19 protein-coding genes are annotated in these 24,800 nt (G+C 32.1%); 5 read left to right on the forward strand and 14 right to left on the reverse strand.

Annotation, left to right across the window (positions count from 1 at the left end):
• The first annotated feature begins 67 nt into the window (after positions 1-67).
• Complete coding sequence (locus EI427_RS08915) at positions 68-706, forward strand: hypothetical protein (RefSeq protein ID WP_126613777.1); 639 nt, start codon at positions 68-70, stop codon at positions 704-706.
• A 4-nt stretch (positions 707-710) separates the two neighbouring features.
• Entirely contained in the window at positions 711-2,033 is a 1,323-nt protein-coding gene (locus tag EI427_RS08920; protein WP_126613779.1) for an ABC1 kinase family protein, read from the forward strand.
• On the opposite strand, the gene EI427_RS08925 is transcribed toward EI427_RS08920, so the two are convergent.
• From EI427_RS08925 to EI427_RS08990, 14 genes are all read right to left on the reverse strand, one after another.
• Positions 2,030-4,894, reverse strand: coding sequence for a hybrid sensor histidine kinase/response regulator (locus EI427_RS08925; protein WP_170178428.1), 2,865 nt, complete (start codon positions 4,892-4,894; stop codon positions 2,030-2,032). The two genes, EI427_RS08920 and EI427_RS08925, sit on opposite strands and share 4 nt — an antisense overlap.
• A gap of 158 nt (positions 4,895-5,052) precedes the next feature.
• On the reverse strand, positions 5,053-6,513 hold the full coding sequence (locus EI427_RS08930; RefSeq protein WP_126613783.1) for an NADH-quinone oxidoreductase subunit N: 1,461 nt from the start codon (positions 6,511-6,513) through the stop codon (positions 5,053-5,055).
• An 11-nt stretch (positions 6,514-6,524) separates the two neighbouring features.
• Positions 6,525-8,273 carry a complex I subunit 4 family protein gene (locus EI427_RS08935; RefSeq protein ID WP_126613785.1) on the reverse strand — a complete coding sequence of 583 codons (1,749 nt, stop codon included), beginning with the start codon at positions 8,271-8,273 and terminating at the stop codon, positions 6,525-6,527.
• 31 nt (positions 8,274-8,304) lie between these two features.
• Positions 8,305-10,359 (reverse strand): NADH-quinone oxidoreductase subunit 5 family protein, encoded by a 2,055-nt coding sequence (locus EI427_RS08940; protein ID WP_170178429.1) that lies wholly within the window; start codon positions 10,357-10,359, stop codon positions 8,305-8,307.
• A 35-nt stretch (positions 10,360-10,394) separates the two neighbouring features.
• A complete protein-coding gene (gene nuoK / locus EI427_RS08945; RefSeq protein ID WP_126613789.1) occupies positions 10,395-10,703 on the reverse strand; it encodes an NADH-quinone oxidoreductase subunit NuoK in 309 nt (102 codons plus the stop codon).
• Between the two features lie 49 nt (positions 10,704-10,752).
• Positions 10,753-11,229, reverse strand: a complete 477-nt coding sequence (locus EI427_RS08950; protein ID WP_126613791.1) for a hypothetical protein — start codon at positions 11,227-11,229, stop codon at positions 10,753-10,755.
• A gap of 96 nt (positions 11,230-11,325) precedes the next feature.
• Positions 11,326-12,033 carry a response regulator transcription factor gene (locus EI427_RS08955; protein ID WP_126613793.1) on the reverse strand — a complete coding sequence of 236 codons (708 nt, stop codon included), beginning with the start codon at positions 12,031-12,033 and terminating at the stop codon, positions 11,326-11,328.
• 155 nt (positions 12,034-12,188) lie between these two features.
• A complete protein-coding gene (locus EI427_RS08960) occupies positions 12,189-13,271 on the reverse strand; it encodes a nucleoid-associated protein (protein ID WP_126613795.1) in 1,083 nt (360 codons plus the stop codon).
• Positions 13,272-13,507: 236 nt separating this feature from the next.
• Positions 13,508-14,983 carry a cytochrome P450 gene (locus EI427_RS08965; protein WP_126613797.1) on the reverse strand — a complete coding sequence of 492 codons (1,476 nt, stop codon included), beginning with the start codon at positions 14,981-14,983 and terminating at the stop codon, positions 13,508-13,510.
• 44 nt (positions 14,984-15,027) lie between these two features.
• Positions 15,028-16,476 (reverse strand): cytochrome P450, encoded by a 1,449-nt coding sequence (locus EI427_RS08970; RefSeq protein ID WP_126613799.1) that lies wholly within the window; start codon positions 16,474-16,476, stop codon positions 15,028-15,030.
• A gap of 127 nt (positions 16,477-16,603) precedes the next feature.
• On the reverse strand, positions 16,604-17,827 hold the full coding sequence (gene hutI / locus EI427_RS08975; protein WP_126613801.1) for an imidazolonepropionase: 1,224 nt from the start codon (positions 17,825-17,827) through the stop codon (positions 16,604-16,606).
• Positions 17,828-17,882: 55 nt separating this feature from the next.
• Positions 17,883-19,580 (reverse strand): urocanate hydratase, encoded by a 1,698-nt coding sequence (hutU, locus tag EI427_RS08980; protein WP_126613803.1) that lies wholly within the window; start codon positions 19,578-19,580, stop codon positions 17,883-17,885.
• Between the two features lie 53 nt (positions 19,581-19,633).
• On the reverse strand, positions 19,634-21,202 hold the full coding sequence (hutH, locus tag EI427_RS08985) for a histidine ammonia-lyase (RefSeq protein WP_126613805.1): 1,569 nt from the start codon (positions 21,200-21,202) through the stop codon (positions 19,634-19,636).
• A 32-nt stretch (positions 21,203-21,234) separates the two neighbouring features.
• Positions 21,235-21,702 carry a MarR family winged helix-turn-helix transcriptional regulator gene (locus EI427_RS08990; protein ID WP_126613807.1) on the reverse strand — a complete coding sequence of 156 codons (468 nt, stop codon included), beginning with the start codon at positions 21,700-21,702 and terminating at the stop codon, positions 21,235-21,237.
• 167 nt (positions 21,703-21,869) lie between these two features.
• Here EI427_RS08990 and apaG point away from each other — a divergent pair, with 167 nt between their 5' ends.
• From apaG to EI427_RS09005, 3 genes are all read left to right on the forward strand, one after another.
• A complete protein-coding gene (apaG, locus tag EI427_RS08995; RefSeq protein ID WP_126613809.1) occupies positions 21,870-22,259 on the forward strand; it encodes a Co2+/Mg2+ efflux protein ApaG in 390 nt (129 codons plus the stop codon).
• 91 nt (positions 22,260-22,350) lie between these two features.
• Positions 22,351-23,922: a sensor histidine kinase gene (locus EI427_RS09000; RefSeq protein ID WP_126613811.1), complete on the forward strand. Its 1,572-nt coding sequence runs from the start codon at positions 22,351-22,353 to the stop codon at positions 23,920-23,922.
• A gap of 20 nt (positions 23,923-23,942) precedes the next feature.
• Complete coding sequence (locus tag EI427_RS09005) at positions 23,943-24,605, forward strand: response regulator transcription factor (protein WP_126613813.1); 663 nt, start codon at positions 23,943-23,945, stop codon at positions 24,603-24,605.
• The last annotated feature ends 195 nt before the right edge of the window (positions 24,606-24,800 follow it).

Below are 24,800 nucleotides of genomic sequence, written 5' to 3' on the forward strand. Positions count from 1 at the left end.
TAAACTAAACTAACAAACAAACTTCAAGAATGAAATTAACATACATTAATTAAAATACCTAACCTTCATGGAGAATTTTTCAAAAAAAATAGAAATATCTTATATCAACTTTATTTCTTCACATAATAGGAGACCAAACCAGCTTTCTGAGTTTATAGATGAAGAGCTAATAAATGAAGAATCAATCACTTATAATTCTGAAAAAGAGCTAAATTCACTCGAAACTTCTATATGGATTAACAGTATAGAAAGCGCTTTTCATAATGCTTCTTCTGATCCTAACTACTTAGAATATGGAGCTAGAGAAAAAACGCTCTCTTTCTTCTATAATTTGATTGAAGTACTAAAATCTCAAAAAGAATTCTTTGTTTATTCTTCAAACATTCACTCTCCTTTTGAGTTAAAAATGGTAGATGATAGATCAACAGCCATTAAAAATGTTTTTCTTTCCCATTTCAATACCATAATTACCGAAGCTATTGAAACTGGAGAGATTGAGTCGAGAATGTTTATTTCTGATTATTATGGCAACTTAATATTTGCACAAGCTGTATTAGTAATAAAGTATTGGGCTAATGATACATCAGAAGAAGCAGAAAATACAGACGAAATCATCGAGAAAAGTGTAAATTTAATAATGGACCTTATGGCTCCAAACTTTGCTGATTCTGCCCTATCTTTAGTCAAGTTTTTATTTCAAAAATAACCCAATGGAAAACGTCAATAAAAAAATTCAAAAAAGCATACCTTCTAGCCGTGTACAACGTGTTTCTAGGTTTGTGAAAGTTGGTGCTAAAGTATCAACAAATTATATAAAACATTATGCTAAAACTGTTGTTGATGCTGATTACAAAGGAAAAGAAGAGCTTCACAAAGAGAATGCAGCAGATGTTTATGATGCATTAAGTGAACTTAAAGGTAGTGCACTTAAAGTTGCTCAGATGATGAGTATGGATAAAAACATGTTACCTCAAGCTTATACAGAGAAGTTTCAGATGTCACAATATTCAGCACCTCCCTTATCATTGCCACTAGTTAACAAAACGTTTATGAAGGCCTTTGGGAAAGCTCCTTATCAAATTTTTGATGAGTTTTCTAAAGAAGCTGTAAACGCTGCAAGTATTGGTCAAGTACATCTTGCGGTGAAAGATGGTAAAAAATATGCTGTTAAAGTACAGTACCCTGGTGTTGCAGAAAGTGTTAGTTCTGACCTTAAAATGGTTAAACCAATTGCCGTGCGTATGATGGGGTTGAATGAGCAAGATGTTGAACATTATATGGAAGAAGTTGAAAATATGCTACTTTCAGAAACGGATTATAACTTGGAGCTGAAGCGCTCACAAGAAATCACGAGTGCCTGTAAAGACATCAAAAACGTGATTTTCCCTAATTATTATCCTGATTTATCTTCTAAGAAAATTCTTACAATGGACTGGTTAGATGGAATGCATTTACCAGAATTTTTAGAAACGCAACCTTCGCAAGAAATAAGAAATAAAGTTGGGCAAGCTCTTTGGGATTTTTATGATCATCAAATTCACACTTTAAAAGAAGTTCACGCAGATCCACACCCAGGGAATTTTATTATTAATAAAGAAGGTTTGTTGGGTATTATTGATTTTGGTTGCGTAAAAGAGATCCCATCACCTTTCTATGAGAATTATTTTGATTTAATGGTACCAGAAAATCTTAATAATAACGAGAAAAGAAAAAATGTCTTTTCTAAGATGAAGTTCATTTATGATACTGATACAGAAGAAGATCAAAATAAACTTGATGCTTTATTTAGTTCAATGATCGAAATTTTGTCAAGACCTTTTCATAGTACTCCATTTGATTTTAGTCAAGAAAGCTACTTTAATGAAATAACAGCAATAGCAGATAATCAAGATAACCAAAATTTGATGAAATCATCAAAAAAACCAAGAGGGCAAAGAGATGGTTTGTACTTAAATAGAACATACTTTGGTTTGTACTCGATCTTACATCAATTAGAAGCTAATATTGATACAAAATCGGTCTATTTTTCTTAAAATAGATCGACCTTTTTCTCACTTGCTATAGCTTCAGATAAATGATCAATATACTTTACAAAACCGGTATCATAATCTTGAAGTAAATTACTTATATTATTTAATCTTTTAAGTTTTGCTTCTGCAGTCATAGTCTGATCTACAGTCACTTTTCTAATTTCATCTATTAAATCAGAATGTACATTAGGGTCTAAATAATTTTTAGGTAAGTCTTTATCTTTGATCAAATACTTCGATAAAATATTTAATAATTCAGTCCTATTTATCGGTTTAGTTAGGTAATCGTTCATACCCACAGCAAATGCTTTGAACCTTTTATCCCAATATGCGTCAGCTGTTAAAGCCACGATAGGCACTTGTGTCTCCTTTAATTCTTGTCTTATTATTTTTGCAGCAGAAATACCACCCATTATAGGCATATGAATATCCATTAATATCAAATTATATTTTTTTGATTTAATTTTTTGGATTGCGTCTTCTCCATTTTCTGCAATTTCTATAGATAACTCTAATTGTTTAAATAATGCTTTCATCATAAATTGATTCATTTTATTATCCTCAACAACTAGTACTATATCCTCACGCTGAAATTTTAGATTTAAGTTTAAAGTATGTTCCTTGTCAATAGACTTAATCTTTGACTTTTTAACTGGTAGAACAATCGTAAATAAAGTACCCTCACCTTCTTTGCTTTCAACTGATATAGTTCCGTTCAGCATTTCAGTCATTCTTTTAGAAATAGCTAAACCTAAGCCAGTACCACCAAACTTTCTTGTTACAGATTTATCTGCTTGTTCAAAAGAGTCGAAAATTACCTTGAGCTTATCTTTTGGAATACCAATACCATGATCTTCAACAGAGAAGATAAAATTAGTACCTACAGACTTCACCTTAACTAAAATATCAGTTTTATCTTTAGTAAACTTAATTGCATTTGTAAGAAGATTCGTTAATATCTGTCTGAATTTAGTCTTATCTGTTAAAAACACCTCTGGAACACTTTTATCAATTTCTAGATTGATATAAATACCTCTTTCCACTGATGAGAATTCATGTACTTTTACAATCATTCTAATCAAATTGATAATCTCAACTTTCTCCATAGAAATGGACATTTTCCCTGCATCTATTCTTGAGAAATCTAAAATATTATTGATCAATTCTGACAAATACTCTCCGTTAAAATAGATGTATTTAAGTTGTTCTATAAATTCTGCAGACTGATTTGTATCTTCAAACTTTTTGTATAAAATATTACTTAGACCAATAATTGCATTTAATGGAGAACGAATCTCGTGAGATATATTAGCTAAGAATAAACTCTTTGCTGCACTAGATTTTACTGCTTCATTTTTAGCAGACTCAAGTTCTTGTTCAATATTTTTTTGTGATGTTAGGTTCCAACATACACCGTTCATTTCATAAACACCAGAGTTTAATCGTGATCTACCAAAAATTTGTAAATACTGAACATTCTTTGATGGGTGGTTAATTTTAAAAGATAAATCAATATCTGTCACTTTCCCATCACTTATATTTTTAACAACTGCATTTACCTTCTTAATATCTGATGCATCTACAAATTTTAAAAAATCATGAATTGTATAAGTAATAGAGTCCAAACCGAATATTTCTAAAAATCTAGAATCACATAAGAACTTATCATCTAATAAATATGACCATGTTCCTACATCTGCTGCATTTAAGGCTAAATCAAGTTTAACTCTTTGTTGCTGTAATTCTTGTGTTCTTATTTGTACTTTCTGTTCTAAAGAAGAGTTTAATTGGTAAATCTGTGTCTCGTGCTTCTTATTTCTAGTGATATCAATATTATAAATAGCTAATCCATAAATTTCATTTTTCTCGTTCAGTAAAGGTGAAAATACAGACTGAAGGTAAATTTCTTGATTCAATTTAAATTCAAGCTCAAACATTTTTCGATTTGTAAAAGCCCTCTCAAAATTCTCTCTAAATTTATAGAAGAAATCATGATATTTAGGTCCATTGATCTTATCCCCTACTTTTACAGATATGCCGTACTCACTTTCCATTAATGACGAGAACCTCGTATTAAAAAATACTATTCCATAGTTTACATCAACTGAAAAAATATAGCTCTTCGCACTTTCTAATAATACTTTTGCCTGATTATTTACTCGTATTAATTCTTTTTCAGCTTTGTTTTTTTGGGTAACATCTTCAATAAAAAGAATGTTTTGAGGGTCCTTATCATCGCCTATTACTTCTTCTCTAAGAATAAATATCTTTTTCCCTTTATTGTGATAATGAACAATACGTTTTTCTTTTAATGGGTTATCTGTAAGGTTTATAAAAACTTCATCTAAAGACATTCCCAAAAGTTCATGTAACTCTAATCCCAATAAACTCACAGCAGTATCATTTGAATCAACAATACGCCCATTTAAAATAATTAGTGCACCTAAGTAATTGTAATGAAAAAGCATTTTATACTTTCTCTCACTTCTTTTAAGATTTTCTTGTGAATTATATTGATCTGTGACATCTCTAACTACTACAGAAACACCTGTAATAATATTGTTTTCAGATTTTATTGGTGTATATGTAGCTTCAAAATGTGCTCTTTGGTGTTTCTCTTCATTACCATACGAACGAATTATAGAATATACTTCTCCGTTAATTGCTCTTGTGATATCTTCTTTTGCGATATCTTCATCATTATTTACCTTCATGTATTTGAGAATATTCTTCCCAAGTTCAATCTGACAACCATAAACAGATTTCATGGTATCTACATGTGCATTGTTAAATGCCAAATAGTTAAAATTAGTATCAACAGAAAAAATAACATCATGAGAGTTTTCCATTAAAAGACTTAGCATCTTAAAATTTCTTACACTCTTAACATATGTCTTCTGAGCTTGGTTTTTCAATCGAATAAATTGAATACAAACCACAACAATCAACATTATCAGGATCAATGAAAAACCTAATAATAACCAAGAGTTTATATACACGTTTTAAAAATTAAATAGGCTTCTTAAATAAGTATAGAAGGCACAATAAATAAAATAAATAATGATGCCCCTAAAATAGAGATCATTATTGCAATTGGCAATGACATTTGTAATTCCTTCTTACTATTTCGTTTATACATGTTAAAAGGAATCTTGATATAATAGGCTAAAGCAATTGCTGTATTAAATAAACCTAATCCCATTGCTATTAGATAAATGTTATCTGAATTCATAATATATAATTCCCAAAGAGAACTAAATATCAATAGTTTTGCTGTAAAGCCCGCTAGTGGAGGCAAACCTATTAACGACATTACTGATAACACAATTCCAATACCCCAAAAACGTGAACTTGAAGTCCATCCAATACCAATAATCGTATCAAGTTTATCAGAATTAAATTGCTTTTCTACTTCACCAATAAATAAGAAGATTGCATAAATACCAATTACATAAGTAACTAAATAATAATACAATGCGTTAGTTGAGATATCCTGAATGTTAAGTGTTGCTATTAAGATAAAACCTGCTCCAGCAATAGATGCATAAGCCATTAATCTTCTCATACTTTGTTGTAGCAAACCTGATAAATTACCAATAAACATAGAAAGTAAAGCGGCAATTAATATAAAGTAATTGATATAAGGGTTTGTTATTATCTCTGATTCAAAAAAGAATCTATATAAAAACACAGTTGCTGCAATTTTAGGTAATGTTGAAAAATAAGCAACGGCTTCTATTGGTGCTGCCTGATATACATCTGGCACCCAAATATGCATTGGAAAAGCACCTAATTTAAATAAAAATCCTATTGTTATTAATACAGAAGCAGATATAAAAAGCACTGAATAAGACTTACCATATAGGGCAATACCTTGAAGATCTATTGCAGTTGTTAAACCAAATAAAATAGATGCTCCATATATTGTAATTGCTGTAGCTATAGCACCGTATAAGAAATACCTAATACTCGCCTCAGAACTTATTTTGTTATTATTAAATGCGGTCAGTAAATAAGAAGGTAACGATATTAATTCTACAGCTAGGATAGCAATAATGAAATCATTTGCTACAGCAAGAAAATGAGCTCCTAATAACATCCCTAATGTCAAGACAACCCACTCACTTTGTCCACTCAAATGCTCTTGAGTATCAGATTCTGTTTTCTTATTAAAAAACAAATGCAAGTATAGAAGTACAGCACAAAAATCTTCTAAAATTCTTATTTTAATACTCCAATTATCATTATTGACAGTAAATAGCATTAGTTTAGATGTCGTTGCCTCTGCAAACCAACCTAAATAAATTATATCAGCTACCACACCTATTAATGCAAAAAGGTAGAGGAAGTTTCTATTAAATTTAATTGGTAATAAATCAATAATAATTATTCCAATCAACACCCCTACTATTCCTATCTCTGAAACCAAAAATGGAATACTATCAATTATGTCATTTAATTTTGACAACAAATCTATTTCCATGTTGATCTATATTAAAGGCCCATTAAAGTATTCATGTATTCTGTTCCTACAAAGTTCGTAAACTCTACAAAAACAGTCACCGATCCTTCTATTAAATTCAAAAGTAACTTTGGATAGATACCTAATGCAAAAGTTATAATTGCTAACGGTGTTAACATTATTACTTCTCTAATAGTTAAATCCTTTAATTTAGACTCCATAGATTCATCTTTCAAAAAGAATTTACCTAAGAAGATTCGTTGCATTGCCCATAAGTAATACGCTGCACTCAATACTAGACCAAGTGTGGCTACAATGGTCATCCAACGTGGGATTAAATTATTAACAGCAGAAGAATTAAATGCTCCTAAAAACACAAATAATTCAGCCATAAAACCAGAGAAACCTGGAAGCCCTAGAGAGGCAAAAAATGCTATTGTTGCAAGCATCGTATATCTTGGCATTCTAGATGATAATCCACTATAATTATCTATTTCTAAATTACCTGTTCTATAATAGAGTACACCAGCAATTAAGAATAATGCAGCTGAAATAATCCCGTGAGAAAACATTTGGAAAATTGCACCTGATATTCCTTCTGCTGTTAATGACGCAATACCTAACATTACAAAACCCATATGCGAAACAGAGCTATAAGCAATCATTCTCTTAAGATTATGCGTACCTAAAGCTACAAACGCACCATACAATATTGATACTACTCCACCAAAAGCAATCCACCATGCAAAATGGTGTGCTCCATCAGGAAATATTGAATAGGCAATTCTAAGCATTCCATAGCCACCAATTTTAAGTAGAATACCTGCTAAAACTACAGATATTGAAGTTGGTGCTTCTACGTGAGCATCTGGCAACCAAGTATGCAATGGAACAACAGGTAGTTTAATGGCAAAACCAATAAATACCATTAAAAAGGCTACATACCGCACATGAGTACCAAATAATTCTGCTCCAGAATCTAATGAAAGAATAGAATTAGGAATGAAATTCTGAGCATCCATCATATGTGATAACGTGAATGTTCTCACTAAATTCGATTGATCTATTCCTCCTGATACTAATAAAACGTGAACTTTTTCAATAACATCAAAAGATACGTTATCTATGTTTGTAGCAAGACCAAGTTCTACAGCAGTTGCAGCAGGATCTATTACAGAAGCTGCAAGAGCAATCATTATTACTAATATAAAAATTGAACCTACTAGTGTATAAATAAAGAATTTGATTGAAGCATATTCACTATTCTTACCACCCCAAATACCAATTAAAAAGTACATTGGAAGTAGCATGAATTCAAAGAATAAATAAAACAGGAAGAAATCTAGTGCTAAGAAACACCCCATGATTGTACCACTTAGTAATAAATACAAAGCATAAAAACCTCTTCTCTTATTTTTAATTTCTAATGATGATATCGCTCCAATAACCATCACAATAGCTGCTAAAAGCACCATTGTATTACTTAAGCCATCAATACCTAAAATATAGTCAGCACGAAGTTTACCGAATGTACCTAAGTTTAGCACAATCCATTCATACTTTTCTATAAATTGATATTTATCTAAGGACAGAATACCATTCATACTCTCAGATAAACCCTCGTAACCAGACATTAATACTCCCGCAATTAATAATTGGAGGGAATTAATTCCGATAGTAATCTTTCCAAAAATAGGTTTTAGACTATTTGGTAATAATAAGATTACAAAAGTTCCGAAAATCGGAATAAAAACTAATAATGTGAGCAAAAATTGCGTCATATCTATATAAAAACTTTTGTTAGTTTATTCTTTAAAACCATAGTATTGTGAACAATGAAAGCAACAGAAATAATGACCATGCAATCATACTCTGCGTCCTTTCTCCTTGTGGTTTTCGAAATAAATCTCCTAATAACCATAAGAATTTTGTAAAATAAAGTACTATTCCATCCACAATATATTTATCAAACCATGCTAAAACGTGTCCTAAGACTACATTGAAGACAGCAAATAATTTCACAAAAAAATCAATAACTTTATCATCAAAGCCTCTTACAAATTCAGATGTACCTATTGCTACTTTAACAAAGCCTTCATCAGCATGAGGAATACCATCTAAACTTCTTGCTACAAATAACACCGATAAGACGCTATTTCTATACAAGTTTTGAATATAAAAAAAGTTATAAGATACTTTAAACAAGAACCCTTGTTTAAAAGATTTTTTAAAATTCAATAATCTCCCTTTAAAATAGATTAAATAGGCTAGTCCTCCACCTAAACAAATCATACTAATAGATAATACTATAGTAATAATGTGCACAGAATGGTGATCTAAAGTTGGGATAGAAAGTGAAGTCTGAATCCAACTTTCTGAGGTATTAAATGGTGATAGAACATAGAAAAACCATACAGACAGTGAACCTAATAAAAGTATTGGTAAATACATTCTATTACCAACCTCATGAGGCAATACTAAGCACTTCTGACACACTTTATGTTGTGCAATACCTAGCTCACCAAAAAAGACTTTATATAAAACTCTAATTGAATAAAATGCTGTTAAAGCTGCTGCTCCAAAACCAAGAAAGGCAAGTAATTGCCAATATATACCGTCATTGGTTGCTTTTAGTAAAACTGATGATAATAAAGCATCTTTTGATAAGAACCCTGATGTAAATGGCAAGCCAATTAACGCTGCCAAAGCGATTGAGAAGCCTATAAACGTTTTAGGCATATATTTTCTCAAACCACCCATCCATCGTATATCTTGGGGATCAAAACCTTTACAAATATCACAAGAAACTTGATGCATACTATGTATTAAAGCTCCTGCTCCTAAGAATAACCCTGCCTTAAAAAATGCATGTGTAGTTAAATGAAAGATTGCTGACTCTGGATCTCCAACGCCTATAGCAAGCATCATATAACCTAATTGAGAAATTGTTGAATATGCTAATATTCTTTTTATATCATATTGAGAAAGTGCTGAAAATGCACCTATAAATGCAGTTAAACCACCTACCCCGGCAATAAACATCAAAACATCTTCAGGCAAAAAGAAGAAACATCTTACCAATAAGTAAATACCTGCTGCAACCATCGTAGCTGCATGGATTAAGGCAGACACAGGTGTTGGACCTTGCATTGCATCAGGTAACCAAACAGAGAATGGGATCTGAGCAGACTTACCCATTGCCGCTAAGGTTACTCCAATAGCAGCAATCAATATAGTTGTATTTGACAACATTGAGATATCAAACTGCTCTATTATTGCATGAAGACTAAGTGTACCAAATTGTGCATATAAACAAAGTAGTGCTACCATAAAGCCAGCATCACCTACTCTATTTACAATAAAAGCCTTTTTTGCTGCTTTTACAGCTGCCTCTTTTTCTCTCCAAAAACCAATTAGCATATAAGAACAGAAACCCACTAATTCCCAAAAGAGGTAAATTAATACTAGGTTGTCTGACAATAATACACCATACATTGAGAATGTAAAGATATTTAAGAGTGTAAAATATCTTTTATATTGAGGATCTCCCTGCATATATGCAGAGGAATATACATGCACTAATAAAGAAACAATGCTTACCATACTAAGTAGTAAAGCACTTAACTTATCTATTGATAAAATAGCATAGAAATAATTATCTCCTAAGAAAAACCATTCTTTAGAAATAAAGACATTTTGCCCTGACCATACAAGTGCAAAAATTACGATACTACAAATTGCACTAATACCAATCATTAAAGAAGCAATTTTATCTGCCGCTTGATTAGATTTTCGTAATGATAGTATTAAGGCCCCTAGTAACGGGGAACAAACTGCAATTGAAATTATGATTTGTAAAAAGTTCAAATAGTTTATTTGTTGACTAGTTCTTGTTTACTTTTTTAATCTTCTTTTAGTGTATTGATTTTATGCAAATCAATTGATCTAAAATATTGAAATAGCTTAATAATTAATGCTAGAGCTACACAAACTTCTGCAGCCGCAATTACTATTACAAATACGGCAAAAACATTGCCTTCACCTAGACTTGCGTCTTTCTGAGCGAATGCTACTAAGTTAATATTCGCTGCATTAAGCATCAATTCTACTCCCATAAGAGCTACAATTGCACTTCGTTTGGTAAGAGCAACAGCAAGTCCTATACTAAATAGAAATGCTGACCCTAACATATAATATGAGAAAGGTATCATAATATTGACTTATTTCAGAAAGCAAATATGCTGTTAATATTAAGAGAATTCAAATAAAAGCAGGGATTCGTGCTAATATTTCTTCTTTAGGGAGGTCTTTAATTATAATTTTCTCAATTTCCATCCCTTCTTTTAATTGTTCAAGCTTTTTTTGATGATCAATTGCAACAACTCCAATAGGTGCACAAATACCATCATAAGATCTACCTGTTTCATTATTCATTATAAACATCAACCTATCCGAAACTTGATAAGTATTTGCTCCTATAAATGACAACACACCCATTCTATGCAAATTTTGACCAAAATCAATTCTTGTTAAAGGGCGATCTGAAAAATGTACATAATCTACTTTTGGAGCAAATTTTAAATAATTACCCTCTATAACATATTTTATAGGCCAATTGTTATAAATATTTGAAGAAACAAGACCTTCAAAGCGCTTGACTGCTATCTCAGACCCTTCTGAAAATAAAAAAACATCTATAATATTATTATTACTAATTGTAAACTCTGCAATCTTCATTTGTTAGATTTTTCATAAAGCTACTAAGAAAATAAAGACATAAAAAAACCTGACAGTATATTAATACTATCAGGTAATTTTAGTTAAAACTATTTACTAGTCTTGAACTAGGAATTTAAATCCGATACCATGAACATTTAAAATTTCAATAGTAGGATCATCTTTTAAATATTTTCTTAGACGAGACATAAACACATCTAAACTACGTCCTTTGTAGTAATCATCATCTCCCCAAACTTCTTGTAAGATATACTCACGTTTGATTAATGAATTACGGTGACGGTGTAAGAATCTTAACAATTCAGCTTCACGCGTAGTTAATTTTCTAGTATCATCACCAATATTTAATTTTTGGTAAGGGAAGTCTAATAAGTAATTACCAATATGAATCTCATGTGGATCATCTTCATTACCTACTTCAACTTTAGGCTCACTTTTTTGTCTCTTTAAAATTACCTCAATACGAAGTAATAATTCTTCAACATTTACTGGTTTAGTAACATAATCGTCTGCTCCGATTCTAAATGCTTTGATTTTGTCTTTCGGCAAATTGTTCGAAGACATAAATAAAATCGGAATGTATGGATCTTTTGCTCTAATTTCTTCAGCTAATGTATAACCATCCTTGTGAGGCATCATGACATCCATTATGATTAAATCATAATCAGCTTTATCATATTCCTTAAGTCCTTCTACCCCGTCTTCCGCATGGTTAACAGCGTATCCTCTGATATCAAGATATTTTTTTACAAGAGATGCTATAATTCTGTCGTCCTCTACAAGAAGAATTTTAACTGCGTCCATAGTATTTATATATTAATTAAGTTTTCGTTAATGATCTTTTTCGTTGACTTTTATTCTCTAACGCAATAATATTATCCAGGTTTTATAAAACAAGTTTAAACAAATGTTAATTGCGTAAAAAATGTTATAATACAATTTTTTCTTGATGATATTCATCACTCTTCTTCATTGAAGTAGATCATGTAATAATGCTGATTTCTTTCCGTATCGTATCCTTTTTCAATGTTTTGCTCATTTCCCGAAATGGTGATATTTATCTTCTTATCTAATTTGATAATACTTTTAAATTCTTTTTTCGATTTACGAACAGCTTCCTTAGATACCTTAAATTCTTCGAATAATGGTATTTCTCTCTTTTCTTGAAAGTCAACCTTATATTCTTGGAATGCTTCAATTGCTTCGGACTCCTCAATTACATTATTTTCAAAATCTACTACATTGAAATCTTCTTTATCATTAAAGAATTTCATAGAGCGATTTAATAAATCTATCTGTGCTGGTTTTTCAACCGCGTGTTCTTCATTAAAAACTTCTTCCACAAAACCTTTACATAAGTCAAGGTAATTTTTTGTGTGGTAGAAGTTATCTTCTCTTGGTCTTAATTGTAAGTAAGATTCTTTCCAATATAAAGCTTCTACAGATTTAGTCGGACTGTCTTTCAACATCACCTTAAAACCCTTATCTTCTTCTGTTTGGAAGATCAAGCAACCTTTATCTAGTTTTTTGACACTTACACCTTCGTTCTGTTCTAGTTCAAAGCTCCCTATGTCAGTCTTTTCTCCAACTTTTAAGAACATCTCTTTATGTTCTGCTTTAAAAAGGCCAATCGCATCAACAAGATCTCCATCTACAACACAATCTTTTAACATCGCCACAAAAAATTCACCCCCTTTAATTCTTGGGTGAGTTGATGCTTGATATAAAAGTTTTGACATTTCTCTAGATTGAGTCATGAATTGCTCGAATGGATTTGAGAAGATCGCTTCTGCAGCTTCAAACATTTCATTATCCCTCAAAGATTCTTTTTCTTCAGGTGTATCGAAATGATACATTGGTCCTGGTTTAAAAGATCTTAAGAAATAATCCATTACGGATTTATATAAAGGGCTAAAATTTTCAAGTTCTATCTCAAAATCAGCCAATTCTATAGGTTCCTCTTGTGTCTTATTTCCTACTTTATGAATGACTAACTGAGTCAACTTGGCATTAGACAAGTCGAAGGATTTTATTTTACTCATGCTATTTTTTAAGGGAAGACTCTACTGTTTTTCTACGGTAGAAAAACAAACGTCTACAATATTAACACTTTGAAACTACAATGTTTGCATGAGAAATCAAAAAAAAACACACACAGATATTAACATTTTATTATGTTAATGACTAAAGTCCTGATCTATCCTCTATTAACAAAAAAGAGTCTCCTTTTTCTTAGGTGAAAAAAGGAGACTCTTTTGATTTATTATCTATTTTTTATTTAGATCGATACCTTTTCTTTTGTCAAATTAGATATAGAAACTTGTTTTCTCTTCTTTAAATTAACAGCAAGATTCTCAGGGCTCATTGTAAAAGCAAACTTCTCTTTTATATCTTCTTTAGGTACAGATAAAGTCAGTTCAAACTTTTTAAACAATGTTACAGCAAATAAAATCATCTCCGTTTCTGAAAGAAATTTACCTGGGCAAAATCTAGGACCACCTCCAAATGGCATGGCTACTTCTGCTTTGTGTTTCCCTGTAAATGGACAGCCACCTGTAGTTTCTTTAGCTGAAAGCCATCTTTCTGGAATAAATTCTGCTGCATTCTCAAAATTATCATCTGACAATGCTCCTACTCTTAATTGCGTAAGAACAAATGTATCTTTAGGTATCAAAAGATCTCCTACAACAACATCTTCATTTGCTTGAAAATACAAACTTGGTGAAACTGGTTTTAATCTTAATACTTCTTTCAAGACTGCAGAAAGGTATTTAAATCTAGCTACTTCCTCAAATGTTGTAATCTGTTCTTTCTCACCTAGAACCTCCTTTATTTCATTGTATACTTTGTTTTGTAATTCATTATCAGAAGCAATAAAATATGTTAACCAAGAAAGTGAATTTGCTGTGGTGTCTTCTCCTGCTAACAACATGGTATAAATATTACCAAATATTTCATCCCAAGTAAATGGATTTTCTTTATCTTGAGACGCTATTAATGCTTCAATAAAGTTTGATGGATTCTCTTTTAATGACGGGTCTTTCTCTAGGTTATTTTCTGCTTTTTTTATAAACTCTCCAATTGTAATTTTCAAAGCATCCATAGATTGATCTAACCCTTTATCTGAAGATGATTTTATATACCTCCATATTGGTAATGGGCTATTTACACGTTCGTTTACTTTCGGGAAAATTTTAGCAATATGATCTTGAATTTCATTTTCATGATTTTCAACAGTGTTCATATCGTAACCAAAGGCAAGGTTAGTTGTTACATCTACCGTAGCACGAGTAAAATCGTTAGATATTTGATACTTCGTAACTTCATCTATCAAATTACTTTCCCAAAAATTATCCAATCGTTCTGCAACTTTCACTATTTGAGGAAAAAATGATTTTACATTTTTGTTACTCAATGCTTGTTGCGTAACCTTTCTATGCTTTATCCATTCTTCACTTTCTGCAGTAAATACTCCATAAAAGCCAACCTCTTCAATTATCTCCGCCATTTTAGAAAGTCTCCTAAACTTGGTTGGGCGATTTTTAAGAATATTCGCATTATTTTGAGGGTTGGAAGAAATTAGAATCTTTTTCCCTAAAAAATTGACAAAAAAGAAGTCACCAAATTCCTTCGCCCATTTTTCATAATATAAATGAATTTGTTCTCTTTCAATTTGAAATAGGTTTCCAAATAATGGAATTCCTTTAGGACCTTTTATGTCTGTAATAGTTCTTGTATAATCTTGATTTGTCATAATAGTAGTATTAAAAAAATAGTTGATATAAATCGATTACATGATTATTTAAATTTCTTCTCTTTGGGTGTTATCTCTACAAAAAGATTCTTTGGAGACATTGTAAATGCATACTTTTCAATTATCTCTTTCTCAGGTACAGATAATTTAATATCAAAATTTTTCATCATTGTGATGATAAAAACGAGTATCTCTGTTTCTGCTAATAATTTACCTGGGCAAGTTCTTGTACCTCCTCCAAAAGCTTTTAATGCTTTTTCGTTGTGTCTGCCTGTAAAAGGACATCCCTCTTCTTTTTGCATCCATCTTTCTGGTAAAAAATCTTGAGAATTTTCAAAATGATCTTCAGACCTTGCTGATTTACTTAACTGTGTAATAATTAAGCTATTTTTAGGGAATAAAACATCACCTATCACCACATCTTCATTTGCTTCCATAAACAAATTTGGACTAGCAGGTTTCATTCTCATAGCTTCTTTAATCACTGCAGATGTATATTTAAACAACTTTAGCTGATCAAATGATTTAAGTTCAACGTTTCCCGCTAACAAATCACTTATTTCTTTTTGAACTTTAATTTGAACATCCTTTTTTGAAGCTAAGAAGTAGCTCACCCATGAAAGAGTATTTGATGTAGAATCTTCTCCTGCTAACAGCATTGTATATAAGTTCCCAAAAATCTCCTCCCAAGTATATGGATTTTCTTTATCTTGAGAAGCCAACATTGCTTCTAGAAAGTTAGAAGGGTTTTCTAAAAGTTCAGGGTTATCTTCAATTTTTTGATTTGTATTCGAAATAAAGTCACCAAAGAAAGACTTGATATGTGCTAAAGCTTGATCAAATTCTTTATCAGATGTTGTTTTAATATATTTCCAAAAAGGTAAAGGTGAATTAATACGCTCATTTATTTTAGGAAAAATCTTTGCAATCTGCTCTTGAGTAGGATCCGTTTTATTATTGATCGTGTTCATGTCATACCCAAAAGCAAGCAGTGTGGTAATATCAACAGTTATTCTCATAAAATCATGCATTATTTCATGATTCTTATTCTGAGAAGAAGCTATTAATGTATTCCAATATTCTTCTAACCTATTGGCTACAAGAACAATTTTCGGGAAAAATGATTTTACATTCTTACTATCAAGTGCTTTTTGTGTGACTTGTCTTTGTTTTTTCCAAACATCTCCTTCAGCAGAAAAAACACCATCAATGCCTACATTTTCTATCACTTCGGCCATTTTAGAAAATCTTCTAAACTTAGTTGGTCGATGTTTTAATATGAAATCGTTATTTATTGGGCTTGTAGATACAACTACCTTTCTTCCTAAAAAATTTAGTGCATATAATTCTCCAAATTCATCGGCCCAATCTTCATATTGATTATGAATCTTTATTTTATCTAACTGAAATAAATTACCTACTAAGGGTAACCCTTTTGGTCCTTTTAAATCGTTTATTGTTTGTTTATAATGAACGTCCTTTGTTAGTTCCATGAAGAGGGATATGAGATTAAGATAATTTCTGATTAAAAACGTAAATTATCACAAATGAAAAGAAATAAAAAGAGCTAGACCTATATTTAAATTGATCTAGCTCTTTATTTAATTCTATTTATAAAATTCACTCTCCTTTCTTCCAAACTTTTGATGGAAGTAACATACCTTGATTATATAAAATCTCTCTATAATCAGCACAAGGATACATCTGCATATCTGCCAACATTCCTTTTTGTAATCTACCTCTATCTGTTAAGCCTAAAGCTTTAGCAGATCTAAAAGTCATTCCTGCAAACACTTCTGCTGTAGATAATTTCTCCATTGCTCCTAATAAAGCACCTTGCGTTAACATGTCTCCCATTGGCGCAGAGCCTGGGTTCCAATCCGATGCAATGGCCAAACAAGCTCCTGCATCAAGTAATTTTCTACAAGGTGGGTATTGCATTCCTAAACCAAGAGAAGCACCCGGTAAAACAGTTGCTACGGTATCAGATGCGGCAAGTAGTTTCACCTCTTCATCACCACTTGCTTCTAAATGTTCTGCTGATAATGCTCCTACTTCTACTGCTACTTTACTTCCTCCAGTAGAAAACTGATCTGCATGAACTGTAATCTCGAAACCTAATTCTTTTGCTTTTTGTAGATAATACAAAGACTCTTCTTGATTAAAAGCCGTTTCTTCTGTAAAGATATCTACACGGTTGCTTAGCCCTTCTTCTTTAATTTTAGGCAATAGATTTTCTAAAGCTCTGTCAAGATACTCTTTTGATGTACCCTCAAAATCTTTAGGTTTCATATGTGCTGCCAAACAAGTTGATACTAAATCTGCTTTTGTAAACGTATCAGCATTTTTAATTGCACGAAGCATTTTCAATTCATTATCAATATCTAAAGCATAACCACTTTTTACTTCAATTGTAGTTACTCCTCTAGAAAAATGACGATCTGCTCTTTGTTGTGTTACACCAATTAAATCCTCTTCAGATGCCTCTCTAGTTTTACGCATAGAATCTTGAATTCCTCCTCCTGCTTTTGCAATTTCTAGATAAGGTTTCCCTGCCACTCTCATAGCATAATCACGAGCTCTATTACCTCCCCAACAAATATGTGTATGACAATCCACAAAGCCCGGTAATAGAACAGCGTCACCTTCAATTCCTTCTATTTCTGAATATTGATGAATAAGTAATGAAGCAAAATCTCCTATTTCTACAATCTTACCATTTTCGTCAATAACAATTCCTGCATTTTCTATTATCTCTAACGCCTCATCCTCTATTGCTCCTTTCATTGGCAAATTTGCTAATGAGACAACTTGAGTAAATGGGCCAATTAATTTATGCTTCATAATAGGTATAAAAAAAGGACGCAACACTAATGCTACGTCCTTAGTAATGTTTTATTTATTTGATGATTAGATCATGATCTTCTCCAACTTTAGTCGCAATATCATAACCTGCATCATGGTGACGGAAAATACCCATTGCTGGATCATTATGTAATACTCTTTTGATACAATTTTCAGCTCTTTCTGTACCATCAGCCAAAACTACCATACCTGCATGCTGAGAGAAACCAATACCAACTCCTCCTCCATGATGGAAAGAAATCCATGTTGCTCCACCAGTAGCATTTGACATTAAGTTTAATAATGGCCAATCAGAAACTGCATCAGAACCGTCTAACATAGATTCCGTTTCTCGGTTTGGAGAAGCTACAGAACCACAATCTAGGTGATCTCTACCAATTACAATTGGCGCTTTTAACTTTCCTTCTTTTACAAGGTTATTAAAAATCACACCTGCTTTTTCTCTTTCGCCCATTCCTAACCAACAAATTCTTGATGGCAAACCTTGAAATGCTACTTTTTCATCTGCTTCTTCTAACCACTTAATTAAATGATCATTTTCTGGAAAAGCCTCTTTTAAAGCTTCATCTGTCACTTTAATATCTTGAGGATCTCCAGACAATGCTGCCCATCTAAAAGGACCTTTCCCCTCACAGAATAATGGACGAATATATGCCGGTGTAAAACCAGGGAAGTTATAAGCATTCTCACAACCACCTTGTTTAGCAAACTCTCTAATATTGTTACCGTAATCGAAAGTAACTGCACCTTTTGCCTCTAAATCTAACATAAACTGCACGTGTCTAGCCATCGATTTTAAAGACTTCTCTTTGTATAAAACAGCATCAGAAGCTCTTAAAGCAGCAGCTTCTTCTAATGTCATTCCATTTGGAATATAACCATAAACAGGGTCATGAGCAGAGGTTTGGTCAGTTAATACATCTGGTGTAATACCATCTTTAATCATACGTTCTAAAACGTCTCCTGCATCTCCTACAAGTCCAACAGATAAAGCTTCTCCATTCTCTTTTGCTTCCATAACCCACTCGATTGCTTCTTCATACGAGTGCGTCATTTTATCAATATATTTAGTATCGATACGCTTTTGAATACGTGCTGGGTCAACATCAATTCCTAACATTGCTGCACCACACATAGTAGCAGCTAAAGGTTGTGCACCACCCATACCGCCCATACCAGCAGTAACTAATAATTTTCCTTTTAGATCTCCATCAAAATGTTGGCGAGCACAAGATGCAAACGTCTCATAAGTCCCTTGAAGAATACCTTGCGTACCAATATAAATCCAAGAACCTGCAGTCATCTGACCGTACATCATTAAACCTCTTTCTTTTAATTCTTGAAAGTGCTCCCAAGTAGCCCAAGCAGGGACTAAATTTGAATTGGCAATCATTACTCTAGGAGCCTCAGGATGTGTTCTAACTACTCCTACAGGCTTTCCAGATTGTACCAATAAAGAATGATTTTCATCTAATTCTAATAAAATCTTGATGATTTTTTCTAATGATTCTCTATCTCTTGCTGCTTGTCCTGTTCCTCCATAAACAACTAAATTTGATGGATCTTCGGCTACTTCATCACATAGATTATTCAAGAACATTCTAAGTGGTGCTTCCGTTTGCCAAGATTTAGCATTTAACTCATTCCCTGTTGGTGGAATATAATGAGGATGCTTTGCATATTTTTCTAAAAACGCTTCAAATTTTTGTTGTGCAGTTGTATTCGCTTCCATGATAATATATATGTATGTGGTATGTTTTTATTTATTTAATTGATGAGTACTGATTAGTACTCGAATTCAGCTTTGAATTCACCATTTAAATCCAATTGCTCTTTTTCAGCAACTTCATTAGCAATTTTCACTAAAGCACCACTTGATACAATATCATGCATTGCTTTAATATCATAAGCTAAAACTCTATCTTCATCAGCATGAGAAACACGCTCTCTAACATAAGCATGAGTTGCTTCTATAATTGGAGACGACTTTAATGGTCTTCTAAAATCTAAAGCTTGAGCAGCATACAGTAATTCAACTGCCTGAATCTGCTCCAAATTCTTAATAATTTGCAATGTTTTACGACCAGAAATTGACCCCATAGAAACATGGTCTTCTTGTCCCAATGAAGTAGGTACAGAATCTGCAGAAGCAGGGAAACAAAGTGTTTTATTTTCGGTAACTAATGCCGCAGATGTATATTGAGGGATCATAAACCCAGAATTTAAACCAACATTTGCCATTAATAATTTAGGTAAACCAAATCGACCTTCAATCATCATGTAGTTTCTTCTATCTGCAATATTGCCTAGTTCAGCAGCAGCAACACCAGCATAATCTAAAGGAATAGCCAAAGGTTGACCATGGAAGTTACCTCCAGAAATAGCATTATCAGCATTTAAAATAATTGGATTATCAGTTACAGAATTTAATTCTATTTCTACCAATTCTTTAAGGTGCAACCATGCATTTCTTGATGCTCCATGTACTTGTGGCATACAGCGTAAAGAATAAGGATCTTGAACACGATCACAATCCACATGAGAAGCCAAAATTTCTGAACCGGCTAACATATTACGTAATCTAGACGCCACTAATAGAGAACCTTTGTAAGGTCTTATAGCATGTAATTCTGGCTCAAACGGTCTTGAAGAACCCATTAAACCTTCTAATGACATTGCTCCAATTACATCGGCAGTATCTAAAGCATTTGCTAATTTCTCAACAACTTTTACAGCATGAGCTAAGATGAATTGAGTACCATTAATTAGTGCCAAGCCTTCTTTTGGTCCTAATTGTAAAGATTTCATTCCTAATCTACTTAATACATCAGATGCAATTGCTTTAGAGCCATCTTCTGTATACACTTCACCCAACCCGATTAAAGGTAAAAATAAGTGCGAAAGTGGTGCTAAATCTCCTGATGCTCCAACTGAACCTTGTTTGGGAACAGTAGGTACAATGTCTTTATCAACATGCCAAATAATTCTTTCTAACGTTGTAAGTGATATACCCGAAAAGCCCTGAGCAAGTGCATGCACCTTAGTTATCAACATAATTTTTGATACTTCTTTAGGTATCACTTCTCCAACACCAACACTATGGCTCTGAAGAATTTTATGTTGTAATGTAGATGTATCCTTTTCAGAAATTTTAGTTGTACATAAAGGTCCAAAGCCAGTATTAATTCCATAGACAACATCACCTCTGTCTACAATTTCTTGTACATAAGCTTGGCTTTTAACTACCTTTTCTTTGGCCGTTTTATTTAAAACTGCTTTTACTTTACCTCTTGCTATATCTAATGCAATATTTACGGTTAGATGATCAATACCGTAATTGAAAATTTTGTTCATGCTAGTATTTATGATTAGTATGTGGTATGTGTTTATATCTTATCTAAAACACGTTCTGAAAGTGTTTTTTCTTGTAATGATTTTTCTAATGAAGTGAGCTCACTCAATAAGTCCGTTTCTTCTGTTATTTCTAACATTGACTGTTGAATGGCCTTCCAAATTGGCTTTGAACTTTCAACGAGTTTCTCCCCTTCTTTAGTCAAAAGCATCAACTTTATTCTACCATCTGATTCATCCTTTTGAACCTCTAATAAACCCTTCTTAATTAATGCTGTAGTCAACTGACTAACTGCAGAATGGCTTACAGTAACAGTATCTGAAATTTCCCTTAAGGACATTCGTTTATTTTTATCTAATAAATAGAAAATTGGGAACCAAGATGGATCAAAATCTATTTGTTGAGAAGCATAAACTTTAGATACTTCTGCTAAGAATTTCTCTCCAAGTCTTTTTAATCTACTTCCTAAAACTAATGTTCCTGCTGATTGATAAAAGTCCATGTTTATAATGTTTAGCTCAAAAGTATATAAGTACTTACATAAATACAAATTATTAGTATTTTTTATATAAGTGCTTACATAATTTTATTCTCTATTCTTTTATTTTCGTTATTAAAAAGTAGCATTGATATAAAAAAAACCATATATTGTAAACAAACGTTAACCTTATGGAAATAGCAATAACAGATGGAATTAAAGTAACTGTCAATACTTTTTTCTTACCAGAATACTCAGTACCAGCTGAGAGACATTACGTATTTAGTTATCAAATACGCATAGAAAATTTAAGTGCTTACACGGTTCAATTACTTACTCGTAATTGGGATATCATTGATATTACTGGCACTAACAGAACAGTAAAAAATGGAAATGGTGTAATTGGTAAAAATCCAGTTATTTTACCTGGAGATCATTTTGAATACACTTCTGGATGCCATTTTGTATCACCGATAGGAAAAATGAGTGGCTCATACAAAATGCAAAGAGTAAATGATAAAAAAGTTTTTGAAGTAGAAATTCCTGAATTTACACTTATGCCCAGTTTTAGCAAAAACTAATAGGAACATACATACCAATTTTATTCGACTAGCAAATTAATTAACTTTAGAGTAGACCTAAATACTTAGAATACTTATTGTACTACTTTATATGACTCCAAAATCTAAAAAAAGGATAAAGGATCAACCAGCAGCAAAAAATTATAACGAAATCATCTTTAATAACATTCTATTCGTTGCAGAAACAGACGCTATTGGTAAGATCACTTATTGTAATGAAATGTTTGCTCAGGAAGCATTACATAATTCAATTCATAACTATTATGACTGTACAATCCTAGATCACATTACACCAAAAGCTTTGCTGGGTGATTGTCAGAAATGGATTGGGCAATTAATACATAAGAAAACCCATATAGAACACGCTATCCATCTAAGTAAGGTAGATAACAGATATATATGGATTTCTATGCCTACTTTTCAAAATGATTCATCAGATAAAATAGAAAAAATAATTAATCTGAAAGAGGAATTATCTAAGCTTCAGATTAAAGAGAAGAAGTTACAAGCCCTTCTACAAGAAATTTCTATAAATGAGTTATTCGATCAAAAAATAATATCAAAACAAAAAGACCCGTCTCTACTTTCGGAACTCCCTTTAAATAACGCTTATAACACTTCAAATGCACAAGCTATTTTGGCAAATGAAGAAAGACACCGATTATCTTTTGAGGCTTCTAAAGAAGGTATTTGGGATTGGAACCATGTATCTAGAAAAGTACATTATTCTAGACAGTTCTTTAAAATGTTAGGTTACGAAACCAAAGAAAACGAAGGTGATATCACAACCCTTATTAATCTTATCTGGGAAGAAGATAGACCTACTGCAATACTTACCTTACAAAGAGATATTCATATTAAGGATGGTTTTAACATGATGTTTCGAATGATATCTGCTAACTCCACCCCTGTTTGGGTATTATTAAAAGCTGCTGTTCAAAAAGATATTAACGGTAAAGTAACACGGGTAATTGGTAAACATTCTGATATTACTTTTTTTAAGAATCAATCTGATAACATCCAAAAAGCGGTATTAAAAACAGAAGATAAAGAAAGAGAACGGTTTGCAAAAGAAATTCATGATGGTATGGGGCAAACGTTAACGGCATCACTCTACCAGCTTGATGAGGCTATTAAATTAATCAAAAAGCTTGATACGGGAGAGAAAGAAATGTTGGTTGGCATAAGAGAGCAACTTAGAGATGCGATCAAAGAAAGTCGAAATATCGCACATAACATCATGCCTACAGCCATTGAAAAGACCGGTTATTGCGGTTCTATTGAAAAAATAGCAAATTATTACAAGGATATATCAGATAAAGAATTACACTTTTTCCATAAAATTGATCAAAATAGTCTCTCTCTTTCTAAACAACTTATTCTTTTAAGAGTTTCTCAAGAGTCTATTCATAATGCTTTCAAACATGGTAAAGCAAAGAATGTTTCTATATCGATAAACCAAAACCTTGACCTCATCACATTGATGATAGAGGATGACGGAATTGGATTCGATGTTGAAAAAGTGAAAGCTACTCAAAAGAAAGGAATTGGCTTACATAGTATGCAAGAAAGAGTAGAATCTATTGATGGAAGTCTTTTTATAGAATCGTCTGCCAAGTTTGGAACCTGTATTATTATAGAACTACCTGTGTTTAAAAATTAAGATTTATACTTTATAACCTTATGAAAACTAAAATTTTACTCGTTGATGATCATAGTGTGATACGACATGGTATTAGATCTTATTTTAAAGGATTAGATGACTTTGAAGTAATTGCTGAAGCTGACTGCGGTGAACGTGCTTTTAATGCTTTAAATGCCATGGATGTTGACCTAATTTTTATGGATATAAGCATGAAAGGTATGGACGGTATAAGTGCAACTGGTAAAATTAAAGAACTTTTTCCTGATATAAAGATTATTGCGTTAAGCATGATGATGGATAGTGAATACATCAAGAATATGATTGATGCAGGAGCCGATGGATATCTATTTAAAGACTGTACAGAAGAAGAAATTCAGAAAGCGGCTAGAGCTGTTGTTGCTGGTGATAGTTATTATTGCTCATCCGCAACTAAAAATATTATTAAAGGTTATAAAGATGATCAAGAAAAAATGGCTTCATCTATTGACCCCAATTTTACGCTTACTGCAAGGGAGAAAGAAGTCTTAAGATTAATAATAGATCAGCAATCAAATAAAGAGATTTCAGAAAAGTTATTTATATCTCTTAGGACTGTAGACGCTCATAAAAGAAATTTATTGGATAAAACAGGACAAAGAAATGTAGCTGGTTTAGTAATGTATGCTATCAAAAATAAGGTTTTTAAAGACCTAAAGTTATAAAATAGGTATTTTACCTATACTGATTAGGTATTTTCACAATAGACTTTTTAGTCAACAAGTGTAAATTTGTATCATAGGAAATAAGAAAATTACTTTCCTGTTAAACCTAAGAAAAAGTATAATAGATAGCACAATAGTTCATCAGTTACAGAATTAGAAAAAAGTCCAAGCTATTAGAGTGGACTTTTTTTATGC

The sequence above is a fragment of the Flammeovirga pectinis genome (genome assembly GCF_003970675.1).
GTDB classification, from domain to species: Bacteria; Bacteroidota; Bacteroidia; order Cytophagales; family Flammeovirgaceae; genus Flammeovirga; species Flammeovirga pectinis.